The organism is Synechococcus sp. CBW1108 (assembly GCF_015840335.1).
In the GTDB taxonomy this organism is placed as follows: domain Bacteria; phylum Cyanobacteriota; class Cyanobacteriia; order PCC-6307; family Cyanobiaceae; genus Cyanobium_A.
Map to the genome: position 1 here is coordinate 904,087 of NZ_CP060395.1, position 12,008 is coordinate 916,094.

A 12,008-nucleotide genomic window follows, 5' to 3' on the forward strand; every position below is an offset into this window, starting at 1 on the left:
CGTACCCCCGCAAAGAGCCTTTGGTGAAGCAAGGGGTTCTGGCGGGACGCACGGCCGGATTGCGGCCCGCCCAGAAACGGCGACTTGAGCGGCTCTGCCAACGGCGCCACCCCGAAGACCAGGTCGCCGAACTGCTTTGCCTGCAGCGGCTGGCCAGCGAGAGCCTTGAGCTGGAGCTGCCCCTCACCTTGGTGGTGGACGGGCGGGGCCTGGGCAGGCTGCTGTGGGTGGGGCCCCTGGAGCAATCGGGCCGGCTGCTGGAGCGCCTCCCAGGATCCGACCGCCGCCAGGGCTCTGACCTGAGGCTGCTCACCTGCTGCGGCCGCTCCAAGCAGCTCGAACCAGGCCGCCAGGAGGGAATCGTGGGGCTGGATCTGGCTCCCCTGCTGTGGTTGCGCTTTGGCGACCGGACGGGAGCGGGAGGCCAGTGGCCAGGCCAGTTGCTGGTGGCCCAGCCCGAGCAGGCCGAACCCTGGGTGGTGCTGGCCGCAGCGGATCTCCCCGAGCTCTGCGGCCGCGATCCCCTGGGCTTCGCGGTCGAGCGCCAGCCGCTGGCGACCGCCATCGCCCCAGCCCAGGCAGGGCAGGAGAGGGTTTTGCTGCTGGCCCTCAGCCCGGGAGACCGGGGCGCCGCCCAGCGGCTGATCGCCGAGCTGGAGGGGCTGGTGTGCAGCGCCGGAGCGGTGCCGGTGGGGGTGGTGGAACAGCGCCGCAGCCAGGTGGCGCCCCAAACCCTCTGGGGCGAGGGGAAGGTGGGTGAAGCGGCCCTGGAGGCAAGGCGACTGGGGGCCACCCTGGTGGTGACAGACCGGGAACTCACGCCAGTGCAGGCCCGCAACCTGGAACGCCTGCTGGATCTACCGGTGAGTGACCGCAGCGAGCTAATTCTCGACATCTTTGCCCAGCGGGCAGCCAGTGCAGCCGGCCGGCTGCAGGTGGAACTGGCCCAGTTGCGCTACCGCTTAGCCCGGCTCAGCGGCCGGGGCCTCAGCCTGTCCCGCCAGGGGGGTGGCATCGGCACCCGGGGGCCGGGGGAAACCCAGCTGGAGAAGGACCGCCGTGCCATTGCCCGCCGCCTTGAGCGGCTCCAGCGGGAGGTGAGCCACCTGGGTGAACACCGGGCCCGCTTGCGCCGCAGCCGCCAGGGCATGCGGCGGCTGGCCCTAGTGGGCTACACCAATGCTGGCAAGAGCTCCCTGCTCAATGCCCTAACCCGAGCCAGTGGACGCGAGCCGGTGCTGGCTGAAAACAAGTTATTCGCCACCCTGGACCCCACCACCAGGCGGCTTGAGTTGCCGGAACCCCTGCTGCTCACCGACACGGTGGGCTTCATCCGGGCCCTGCCCCCACCCCTGCTGGAGGCGTTCCGCTCCACTTTGGAGGAAACCCTGGAGGCTGATGGCCTGATGGTTGTGGTCGACCTCTCTGATCCAGCCTGGCCGGAGCAGTGGCACATGGTGAACACCATCCTCGACTCCCTTGGCGCCACGGCCCCGCGGCGCCTGATCGCCAATCAGATCGACCGCTGCCCGGCCGCCGAAATCGAGCGGGCCCGTGACCTGGAAAGCTCGGCCCTGTTCGTTTCTGCAACGGCCTCGCTGGGTCTTCAACGTCTCAAGCAGGAACTGCGCAGCTGGCCGGCCCAGGGGTGTGAGACCTGAACCACCGCATCCGAGCACTGGCTTGTGGCACGATCTTCAATTGGATTCCATCTCCCCTGCAGCCATGACCCTCCAACTCGGCGATACCGTTCCCGACTTCACCCAAGACTCCCAACTGGGTCCGATCAACCTCTACGACTTCGCCGGTGACAGCTGGGTGGTGCTGTTCTCCCACCCCGCCGACTACACCCCGGTGTGCACCACCGAGCTGGGTGAGGTGTCCCGGCTGCGCCCCGAATGGGACAAGCGCAATGTCAAAACCATCGCCCTGAGCGTGGATTCGGCCGAGAGCCACAACGGCTGGATCTGCGACATCAACGAGACCCAGAACACCAGCGTCGACTACCCGATCCTGGCTGATGCCGACAAAAAGGTGGCCGATCTCTACGGGATGATCCACCCCAATTCCCTCAACAACCTGACGGTGCGCTCGGTGTTCATCATCGATCCCAACAAGAAGCTGCGCCTGCAGATCACCTATCCCGCCAGCACCGGCCGGAATTTCCACGAAATCCTGCGGGTGATCGACTCCCTCCAGCTCACCGACCACCACTCTGTGGCCACCCCGGTGAACTGGACCGACGGCGAGGACTGCGTGGTGGTGCCCTCGATCTCCACCGAAGACGCCCGGGCCAAGTTCCCCAAGGGCGTCACCGAGATCAAGCCCTACCTGCGCATGACCCCCCAGCCCAACAAGTGAGCCGCCTCTGATGCGGGTGCTGGGGTTGATGAGTGGCACCAGCGCCGATGGCGTGGATGGGGTGCTGGCCAGCTTTGCCGGCCCGCCCCGGCGGCCGCGCTGGAGAATTGAGGCCCACCACTTCAGCCCCTACCCCACCGACCTGCAACGGCGGCTGATCGCCCTGGGGCAGGGCCAGCCCCTTAGCTCAGCGGAGCTGGTGGAGCTGGCCGAAGCGGTCACAGAAGAACAGGCCCGGGCAGCCCGGGCCTGTGATCCCGGCGGCAGGGCCAGCCTGGTTGGCTGCCATGGCCAGACCATCTGGCATCGCCCGCCCCAGCAGGGCAGGCGAGGGGCCAGCTGGCAACTGCTGCAGGGCCCGCTGCTGGCCGAGCTGCTCGGCAGGCCGGTGGTGTTTGATTTTCGCAGCGCCGACCTGGCCTTAGGCGGCCAGGGCGCCCCCCTGGTGCCGCCCGCAGACCAGGCCCTGCTGGGCCGCTGCGGCGGCTGGCGGGCAGTGCTGAATCTTGGCGGCATCTCCAATCTCACCTTGATCCCCCCCGCCACGGGACCCGAGCGCCACCAGAGCGTGCGGGGCTGGGACTGTGGCCCCGCCAACACCCTGCTGGATCTGGCCACCCGTCACTTCAGCGGTGGCCAGCTGGCCTACGACGCCGATGGGGCCTGGGCCCGGCAGGGACGGAGCGATGAAACCCTGATCCAGCTCTGGCTTCGGGAGCCCTACTTCCAGGCCCAGCCACCGAAATCCACCGGCCGAGAACTCTTTGGCCAGGACGACCTGGAGCGGCGACTGGCCCAACTCGAAGACAGGCCGCCAGCGGATGCCCTGGCCACCCTGACCGGTTTCAGTGCGGCGGTAGTGGGCCAGGAGCTGGGCCACGGCCCCCAGCCGATTGAGATGCTCGTGGCCGGAGGAGGATGCCGTAACGGGCTGCTGATGGGCCAATTGGTCGAGCGCTGCCGCGGCCTGATCGTGCGGCCGCTGGCGGAGCTGGGCATTGCAGAGGCCGAGCGCGAAGCCCTTGTCTTTGCAATGCTCGCCTGGTGGCATGTGCGCGGCCATCGCGGCAACGCGCCTTCTGTAACCGGTGCCCGCAAAGCCGCCGTGCTGGGCCTGTGCGCCAGACCCCAGGCCTCAGCCTGGCCGATGTAGGCGCAGCCGGCGGGGGGCGCCGCGCAGGCGCTGGGGCTTCTGGCGCTGGCGCTCCTCCAGATCCTTTCGAAATAGGTCCGCCTCCAGAGCAGCCTGGCTGCTGCCGGGGGTGCGGGGCCGGGCCCGCTCCAGACGCTCAACGCCCTGCTGGATCAGCACCTTCGCCATATTGCTGACCGTGCGCGATTCGGCATCGGCCAGATCGGCAAGGCGCTGACAGAGCTCTTCCGGCAGCACCACCTGGATGCGGGGCGACTTGGCCCTACCGCTGGAGGAGGTTTGGCGCGTAGCCACTGAAGGAGCTGGAGCAACGATGGGCAAAAAACAGGCTCGGGGCAGAGCCTGCAGGATCTCCCCGGGTATGACAAAGCATACAGAGCTGCTAAGGGATACTATCCATGACTATGCTGAAGGCATCGATTCCATCTCCAGCCCCCCCCCCCCCCGCAGGTGCGCCCCGTGCCCCAATCCCCAACAGCCAGCACCAAACCAAGCCGAAGCCGCAAACGTCTCACTGCCGAGCCCAGCGATGTGCTCGTTTCAGCAGTGATCAGCACCTACCTGCTGACCCACCTCCACCACGTGCTCCAACGGGCTGAATACGGGGCCCAGCAGGAAGGGCGCGATGCCCTGGCGGCCAACTACGCCGAGCTGCGAAAAGTGCTCTGCCTTGATGCCCGCACCATGGAAGACGCCTCGGCCTGCGGCACCCCGGAGAGCGACGAGGCCCGTCAGGCAGCGTGAACCTGAAGCTTCACTGCGTTTAGGCTTGGTTCATCCAAGCTGTATGCAATGGCCGCTCTGCAATGAAAGAAAGCAACACTGCAACTGACCAAGCAAGTGACCAAGCAAGTGACACAGCGAATATCGATGCAAGCAACGCAGAGGAGCTCTACGCCCGGATCAGTTCGGATCAAGCCCTGACCCAGTCACTGTTCAGGCAGGCGCTCCAGGATCCCACCGGCTCCCTTGAGCGAATCGTGGAGCTGGGCCAGGCTTTCGACCTGCCGGTGACGGTCCAGGAGGTGCGCAGTTACATCGCGACCCTGGACGACATTGACAGCAAGCAGTGGCTGGTGAAGGCCCGCGGCGGGCTGTGAGCTGCGAATTTTTTCCGGGCTGCGGCCCCGCTCGCCTCCCGCCCAGCTGAAGAACAGCCAATAGCTCACCAGCGCCAGCCCAGCTGCAACCACCAGGGCCGTCACCTGCTCAAGGCGCTTGATCATGGCCGGCGCAAGGTGATGGGCAGATGAGTCTGCACCAGGCCCGAATCGGCACCTCCACCCCAACCCCCCATCCCGTGCTCCGCCTCGAACGAATCGGCAAGATCTACCCCACCGGCGAGGTCCTGCGCGATGTCACCTGGGAAGTGAAGGTTGGCGACCGAATCGGCCTGGTGGGCGTCAACGGAGCCGGCAAATCCACCCAGATGAAGATCATCGCCGGGCTCGAGGAGGCCAGCAGCGGCCTGGTGGTGAAGCAGGGGGAGCCCCGCATCGCCTATCTGCAGCAGGAATTTGACGTTGACCCCCAGCGCAGCGTGCGGGAAGAGCTCTTCCAGGCATTCGGCGAAGCCGCTGAGGTGCTGCTCCGCAAGCACCAGGTGGAGCAGGCCATGGCCAGCGAGCAGGCCGCAACCGATCCAGATCACCTCGATGGGCTGATCCACGAGCTTGGTCGGCTGCACAGCCGTTTCGAAGCCCTGCATGGCTACGAGCTCGATGCCCGGATCGACAAGCTGCTCCCCACGATCGGCTTCACCCCGGAGGGGGCCGAGCAACTGGTGGGGGATTTTTCCGGCGGCTGGCAGATGCGCATTGCCCTGGGCAAGATCCTTCTGCAGGAGCCCGATCTGCTGCTGCTCGACGAGCCAACCAACCACCTCGACATGGAGACAATCCAGTGGCTCGAGGGCTATCTGGTGGAGCAGACGGCAGCCCTGGTTGTGATCAGCCATGACCGCACCTTCCTGGATCGGGTGTGCAACCAGATCGTTGAAACCGAAAGGGGGGTGTCGCGCACCTATCTGGCCAACTACAGCCAGCATCTCGAACAAAAGGCGCTCGAGCGCGAAGCCAGCCAAGCAGCCTTCGAGCGGCAACAGAAGGAGTTGGGCGCCCAACAGGCCTATATCGACAGGTTCCGAGCCAGCGCCACCCGCTCTACCCAGGCCAAGAGCCGCGAGAAACTGCTCGACAAGGTTGAGCGGGTGCAGGCCCCGATCGAAAGTGTCAGTGGTCCGCGCTTCCGCTTCCCCCCAGCCCCCCGCTCAGGGCGCCTGGTGGCAGAGATCCGCGACCTCAGCCACAGCTACGGCGACCAGATCCTCTTTCTCGACGCCAACCTGGAGATCGAGCGGGGCGATCGCATCGCCTTCGTGGGCCCCAACGGGGCAGGGAAGTCGACCCTGCTGCGCCTGATCATGGGCAGTGAACGCCCCGAGGGAGGCCTGGCCCAGCTCGGTGAGCACAACATCCTGGCCGGATACTTCGAGCAAAATCAGGCAGAGGCCCTGGAGCTCTCCAAGACGGTCATCAATACGATTTTCGAGGTTGTGCCCGATTGGACCCAAACCCAGGTGCGCTCGCTGCTGGGCAGCTTCTGCTTCAGCAACGAGAGCGTGTTCAAGGAAGCCGGCCAGCTCTCGGGTGGCGAAAAGGCGCGGCTGGCCCTGGCCCTGATGCTGCTCACTCCCTGCAACCTGCTGGTGCTCGATGAGCCCACCAACCACCTCGACATCCCAGCCAAGCAAATGCTGGAAGACGCCCTGATCGAATACGAGGGTGCTGCCCTGCTGGTCAGCCACGACCGCTATTTCATCTCACGGGTGGCCAACCGGATCGTGGAGATTCGCGATGGCCAGCTGGTGCTCTACCGGGGCGACTACGCCTACTACCTCAGCAGGAAAAACGAGGAGGCCGAGCTGGCCCGCCAGGCCGCCGAGACCAAGCGCAAGGCGGCCAAACGGACCTCTCGCAAACCCCAGGGGAAAGCAGGCTGAGCCATAGCACCCCAAGGGGAAGACATACAACTTCACCGTTGCCTAGGCAGGAAGACTCATTTCCCTGGTGCCCCTGGTTTGGTGTGCATAGGCTGACAGGACATTGCCACTGCAGGAGATCATGGAACTCAACCACATGGGCGCTGGCCAGTTCGGCTCCGCCAATACGGGATTCAATTCGGGATTTAACTCCGGGCTCAACTCCGGCTTCGGCGCGGGCCTCCATGACTTTCACGCTGAGCCGGACCAAGCCATCGATTCGATGGACGTTTACTTCGAGTGCATCACAAGCTGCTCCCTAGATGACGGCGCCTGCGTGACCCGCTGCGTCGAACTTCTGCGCGAGGCCGCCTGAGCCCCTAAGGGATCCAGGGGCAGGCTTCATAACAGCGATTGCGCACAGAGCCCATTGCCCTGTCGCAATCGCTACGACCGCAACTGAAACACTTTGTAGCCTTGGCAAGTCCAACAGCTATTCGCGGTGCGTGCCATGTCTGAACCCCTCGCCCTCAGCCTCGGTCAGCAATTTGAGCTGGAGCGCATGAGCCGGGCCATCGAGGCCACCGCTGATCTGCAAACCCTCCAGGGGATTGCAAAGCAACTCCTGCAGGCCTGGCAAAGCCAGAAAGCTGCCACCCAATGGGTGATGCGCCAACAACTCGGCACACCAGCCCAGATCGCTCCCGGCTTGGCCCAGCACTTGGCCCATGAGGCTTGAGTAAGCAGGCCTGAATCAGGAGGCCCGTATCAGGAGGATCCACCCAATTGGGCTGGTACCACCGTTATTTCAAACTGCCGGCCAGCCCTACTGACGCTGAGGGTCAAGCTGCCCCCAACGCCAGCCTTCTCGACAGCGGCCACCAACTCAATCGGGCTGGCAGTGGCCTTGCCAGCTGCCGCCAGGATCACATCTCCCTGTTGCAAACCAGCCCGGAAGGCCGGGCTGCCGGCCTGGACCGACATCACCCGCACCCCCTGGCTCAGGCCGGTGCCATCGCCAGGCTTGACAGCCTCAAGGCCGATCCCAATCACCGGGTGGGCAACCCGGCCGGTGGCAATCAGCTGGCGGGCAATTTCGCGGGCCCGATTAATCGGAATGGCAAAGCCCAGCCCAGCGCCAGGGCCGGTGCGCACCAGGGTGTTGATGCCGATCACCTCCCCCTCCGCATTGAGTAAGGGCCCCCCGGAGTTACCCGGATTGATGGCCGCATCGGTCTGAATCAGATCGAGCCGTTTGTCGGTAATGCCGAGCTTGCTGGCATTGCGGTTGAGGTTGCTGATGATGCCCATCGTCACCGTGTTATCGAGTCCGTAGGGATTGCCCACTGCTATCGCCCACTCGCCAACCTGCAGCCCGTCGGAATTGCCCAGGGGCGCGACGGGCCAGGGCCCTGAGCCGGCCAACTTAACCACCGCCAGGTCGGTGAGGCGATCCAACCCCACCACCGAGCCCTCCACCCGACGGCCGTCCTGCAGGCCCACGGTCACCCGGCTGCTCTTCTCCACCACGTGGGCATTGGTGAGGATCAGGCCATCAACCTGAAAAATAAAGCCGCTGCCCTGGCCCCTTTCGGTGCGCTGGGAAGGCTGCTGCTGCTGGGGCATGCCGAAGAACTGGCGGAACAGGGGATCATTCAGTAACCCCCGCGGTAACCCGCCCATGCCGCCCCCGGGCACCAGCACGGTGCGCTCGGTGTCAATTGTGACCACCGCAGGCCCCGCCCGGCGCACCGCTGCCGCCACAAACGACTGGCGGGCCAGGTCCGCTGAAGCTGCCCCCTGGGCCCGGGCAGCCACCCATCCCCAGGGCGACACCGCTGCGGAAATTACCAGGCCCACCGCCAACACTTCGGAGGGGAGCCCGGGCCAAGTGCGCAATCCAGCCGCCATCACTATCGCCACCAATCTCTCAGAACCGTAGGCAGGCAAGCGGCCACGCCTACAGCGCCCCAACCCTTAAGTTAGGTGAAGAATTCCTTCAAGGCATGGACACCAGCCGGCTTCTGCTTGCCTTCCTTGCATTCGGTGCGGCATGTACAACCCTTTGGGCTTGGATGCTTGCCAACTCCGGTAACCCCGCCCCCGTTGGAGGGCCCATCTCACGCCAATCCAGGCAATGATGGATTCAAGGCCCCTTTTGCCCTGATCTTCGGCCTGCCCCCCGGCCATGAATGCCCTGGTCTCCCAGCTCCTCCCCCTCATCTATTTGGCCTGCTTGGTGGCCCTGCTGTGGCAGGCCTTCAAAGTGATGGGGCAAGGTTTCCGGGCAATCCCCAGACCGGGCGATCCTGATGCGGCCGGCACCCTCCCCAACCCGTCTGCAGCCGAGTCCCCTACCGATCGCACCGGACGCTTGACCATCCATCCCGAGCTCCTCGATGCCGATGGCCAGCTAACCGACGAAGACCTGCTCACCGTGCGCTTCAGCGGTGACAACGAGCAGCCCGCTTACCCGGGTGACCCCAACTGAATAGGCTCACCGTTGAGCAAGCGCTTTTCAGCGGAGACAGAAGGTGGATCAACGGACCAAAATCGTGGCAGCTGTGCTGGCGAACCTGAAGTTACCGCCGCGGTTCCGCCTCAAGCTGATCAAGGAGGATCCGATCCGGCTGGAGCTGAGCATTACCCCCGCCTACGGCAAGGATCCGATCCTGGTGGGCTTGGTGGAATCCCAAGACCTGGTGGCCCGCCGCGACCGCGAAGGCCGCATCCCCCGTGACCTGCAGGGGACGTGGGACTGGACCGTGCGCCACGGCAAGGTCAGCACCGGCGGCTGGAACCCCTATCTCAAGGAGGCCCTGCAGACCATGTTTGAAACGGGTCTACCCGCCATCGTCTACGAGGAGCTCACCGGCGAGGCCTACCACCCTGTCGATGGCGTCCGTCACGTGCGCTGATCCCAACCACGACACCCACTCCCCTGCCGATTGACGGGCTCCTAGGGCCGCTGCTCGAGGCCTGTAAACCCGAGGCCACGGTGCTGCTGCAGGCCCCACCGGGGGCGGGCAAAACAACCCGAGTACCCCTTGCCCTGCTGGAGCCCCCAGCCGGCAGCGTCTGCCACAGCCCCATCGGCAGGATCTGGATGCTGGAGCCCCGCCGGCTGGCGGCCAAAGCTGCAGCCCAACGGCTGGCCGCCGAGCTCGGCGAATCGGTGGGCGAGCGGGTTGGTTACAGCGTTCGGCTGGAGTCATGCACCTCGGCTGCAACCCGGCTGGAGGTGCTCACCGACGGGCTGTTCCTCAGGCGCCTCCAGGCGGATCCCGGCCTCGCTGGGGTGGACTGCCTGATCTTCGATGAATTCCATGAGCGGGGGGCCGACACCGACCTGGCCCTGGCCCTGGTGCGCCAGGCCCGCGAACTGCTCAGGCCTGATCTGAGGCTGGTGGTGATGTCGGCCACCCTCAACCTGGCCCCCCTGGCCCAGCAACTCCCTGGGGCCGCCGTGCTCAGCAGCGAGGGCCGCTGCCACCCGGTGACGATCAGCCACCAAACGCCCAGGGCCGATGAGCGGCTGGAGCAGCAGGTGGTGCGCGCCCTGGAGCAGCACTGGCTCGAGCAGCGGGGCCAGGGCGAAACCGTGCTGGTGTTCCTGCCGGGCCTGCGGGAGATCCAGGCCTGCAGCCGGGCCATTGCTGCCACCAGCTGGGGGCAGGCGATCGACTGCGTGCCCCTGCACGGCAACCTGCCCCTGGCGGCCCAGGGCTGCGCCATCGGCCCGGCCCAGCAAGCCGCCGGCAAGGTGGTTCTGGCCACCTCCATCGCCGAGAGCTCCCTCACCCTGGCCGGAGTCACCCTGGTGCTCGACAGCGGCCTCAGCCGTCGCAACCGCTTCAACCCCGGCAGCGGCATGGACGGCCTGGTGACCGTGCCGGCCAGCCTGGCCAGCGCCGAGCAGCGGGCGGGGCGGGCGGGACGGCTGGGGCCGGGCCGTTGCCTGCGGCTGTGGTCACCGGCCGAACAGCGGCGGCGGCCGGCCTTCGACCCGCCGGAACTGATGGAGCTCGATCCCATGCCCCTGGCCCTGCAGCTGGCCCGCTGGGGCGACCCCCTGGGCACCAGCCTGGCCTGGCTGGATCCGCCCCCAGCGCAGCCCCTGCAGGAAGCCCGCCAGCAACTCAGCCAGCTCGGCGCCATCGATGGGCAAGGCCGCCTGAGCGACCACGGCCAGAGGCTGGCCCAGCTAGGGCTGCATCCGCGCCTGGCCCAGTTATTGCTGCTCGGTGAACAACGCGGCCAGCTCGAACTGGCCTGCGCCCTGGCGGTGCTGCTCAGCGAGCGGGATCCCCTGCCGCGCCAGGAGGCGGGCTGCGACCTAGTGCGCCGCCTTGACTGGCTGGCGGCGGACAGCCCGGCCGATGGCCGCCGGCGGCAGCTGCGGCAGATTCAGGCCCAGCTGCGGCGCCAGGTGCGCCAGCTCGCACCCCATCCCCCCCACGCAGCGGCCGCAGAGCCAGGGCGGCTTGGCAGCATCGCCGACTCAGCTGCCCTACTGGTGGCCGCCGCCTACCCCGAGCGGCTGGCCCTGGCCAGACCCGGCAGGCCTGGTCGGTTTCTGTTGAGCGGCGGACGCGGTGCCGTTCTCCATCCCGGCGACCCCCTGGTGGCCAGCCCCGCCCTGGCCATTGCCCAGCTAGACGGCCAGGGTCAGGAAGCCCGGATTCAGCTGGCGCTGGCCCTGGATCCGGAGCAGCTGCGGGAGTTGGCCCGGCAGCCTGGCGGGCTAGGGCGTACCCAGTTGGACAGTCGCTGGGATGGGGAAGCCCAGCGGGTGCGCAGCGAACGCTGCCTCTGCCTTGGATCGCTGGTGTTGGAACGCCAGCCCTGGAACGGTGCCGATCCCGAGGCCATCGGCAGGGCGCTGCTGGATGGGCTGCGGCAGCTGGGATTGGAGGCGCTGCCCTGGGATCGCTCCAGCCGCCAACTTCAACACCGCCTCAGCATGGCCCACCAACACCTCGGCGATCCCTGGCCCAATCGCAGCCAGGCCTGGCTGCTCTCCGAACTGGAGACCTGGCTCGGGCCCCGGCTCCCGGGCCTGCGCAGCCGCGACGATCTGCAGACAATCCCCCTGGAGGAGGCGCTCTGGGGCGACTGCCCCTGGAGCCTGCGCCCCCAGCTGGAGCGGCTCTTGCCGGCGGGCCTGACCGTGCCCTCCGGTCGCAGGGTGGAGCTGGACTACAGCAGCGGCCTGCCGGTGCTGGCCGTGAAATTGCAGGAGCTCTTCGGGGCCAGCGCCAACCCCACGGTGCTCGGGGGCAAGCTGGCCGTGACCGTGCAGCTCCTTACCCCGGCGGGGAGGCCCGCGGCCGTCACCCAGGACCTGGCGGGCTTCTGGCAGGGCGGCTACCAGGAGGTGCGCAGGCAACTGCGGGGGCGCTATCCCAAACACCCTTGGCCAGAAGATCCGAGCCAGGCCCAGGCCACTGCCCTGACCAAGTCCCAGGCGAGCCGATTGCCGTAGTCGCCCCCATGGGCTCCCGGCCCAGGGCT

13 protein-coding genes are annotated in these 12,008 nt (G+C 66.8%); 11 read left to right on the top strand and 2 right to left on the bottom strand.

The genetic code is table 11. From position 1 onward, the window contains the following. The first annotated feature begins 23 nt into the window (after positions 1-23). The 3 genes from hflX to H8F27_RS04865 all read left to right on the top strand — a co-directional run bounded on the left by hflX (position 24) and on the right by H8F27_RS04865 (position 3,514). Positions 24-1,661: a GTPase HflX gene (gene hflX, locus H8F27_RS04855; RefSeq protein ID WP_197151710.1), complete on the top strand. Its 1,638-nt coding sequence runs from the start codon at positions 24-26 to the stop codon at positions 1,659-1,661. 64 nt (positions 1,662-1,725) lie between these two features. Then, positions 1,726-2,361, top strand: a complete 636-nt coding sequence (locus H8F27_RS04860) for a peroxiredoxin (RefSeq protein ID WP_197151712.1) — start codon at positions 1,726-1,728, stop codon at positions 2,359-2,361. Positions 2,362-2,371: 10 nt separating this feature from the next. Beyond that, positions 2,372-3,514, top strand: a complete 1,143-nt coding sequence (locus H8F27_RS04865; protein WP_197151713.1) for an anhydro-N-acetylmuramic acid kinase — start codon at positions 2,372-2,374, stop codon at positions 3,512-3,514. On the opposite strand, the gene H8F27_RS04870 is transcribed toward H8F27_RS04865, so the two are convergent. After that, positions 3,497-3,808, bottom strand: a complete 312-nt coding sequence (locus tag H8F27_RS04870; RefSeq protein WP_197151720.1) for a hypothetical protein — start codon at positions 3,806-3,808, stop codon at positions 3,497-3,499. The two genes, H8F27_RS04865 and H8F27_RS04870, sit on opposite strands and share 18 nt — an antisense overlap. Before the next feature lie 165 nt (positions 3,809-3,973). Between H8F27_RS04870 and H8F27_RS04875 the strand changes: the two genes are divergently transcribed. The 5 genes from H8F27_RS04875 to H8F27_RS04895 all read left to right on the top strand — a co-directional run bounded on the left by H8F27_RS04875 (position 3,974) and on the right by H8F27_RS04895 (position 7,233). Further along, positions 3,974-4,258, top strand: a complete 285-nt coding sequence (locus H8F27_RS04875) for a hypothetical protein (RefSeq protein WP_197151722.1) — start codon at positions 3,974-3,976, stop codon at positions 4,256-4,258. 62 nt (positions 4,259-4,320) lie between these two features. Continuing rightward, complete coding sequence (locus tag H8F27_RS04880; protein WP_231596523.1) at positions 4,321-4,614, top strand: hypothetical protein; 294 nt, start codon at positions 4,321-4,323, stop codon at positions 4,612-4,614. Between the two features lie 149 nt (positions 4,615-4,763). Beyond that, entirely contained in the window at positions 4,764-6,515 is a 1,752-nt protein-coding gene (locus tag H8F27_RS04885; protein WP_231596524.1) for an ABC-F family ATP-binding cassette domain-containing protein, read from the top strand. Positions 6,516-6,636: 121 nt separating this feature from the next. Then, entirely contained in the window at positions 6,637-6,870 is a 234-nt protein-coding gene (locus tag H8F27_RS04890) for a hypothetical protein (RefSeq protein ID WP_197153681.1), read from the top strand. Between the two features lie 135 nt (positions 6,871-7,005). Then, entirely contained in the window at positions 7,006-7,233 is a 228-nt protein-coding gene (locus H8F27_RS04895) for a hypothetical protein (protein ID WP_197151724.1), read from the top strand. A gap of 29 nt (positions 7,234-7,262) precedes the next feature. On the opposite strand, the gene H8F27_RS04900 is transcribed toward H8F27_RS04895, so the two are convergent. Then, on the bottom strand, positions 7,263-8,405 hold the full coding sequence (locus tag H8F27_RS04900; protein WP_197151726.1) for a trypsin-like peptidase domain-containing protein: 1,143 nt from the start codon (positions 8,403-8,405) through the stop codon (positions 7,263-7,265). Positions 8,406-8,682: 277 nt separating this feature from the next. Here H8F27_RS04900 and H8F27_RS04905 point away from each other — a divergent pair, with 277 nt between their 5' ends. The 3 genes from H8F27_RS04905 to hrpB are packed head-to-tail and all read left to right on the top strand — an operon-like array spanning position 8,683 to position 11,979. After that, positions 8,683-8,985 (top strand): DUF2973 domain-containing protein, encoded by a 303-nt coding sequence (locus tag H8F27_RS04905; protein WP_197151727.1) that lies wholly within the window; start codon positions 8,683-8,685, stop codon positions 8,983-8,985. A gap of 43 nt (positions 8,986-9,028) precedes the next feature. Beyond that, positions 9,029-9,412: a hypothetical protein gene (locus H8F27_RS04910; protein ID WP_197151729.1), complete on the top strand. Its 384-nt coding sequence runs from the start codon at positions 9,029-9,031 to the stop codon at positions 9,410-9,412. Positions 9,413-9,441: 29 nt separating this feature from the next. After that, entirely contained in the window at positions 9,442-11,979 is a 2,538-nt protein-coding gene (hrpB, locus tag H8F27_RS04915; protein ID WP_370594492.1) for an ATP-dependent helicase HrpB, read from the top strand. Positions 11,980-12,008 lie beyond the last annotated feature (29 nt).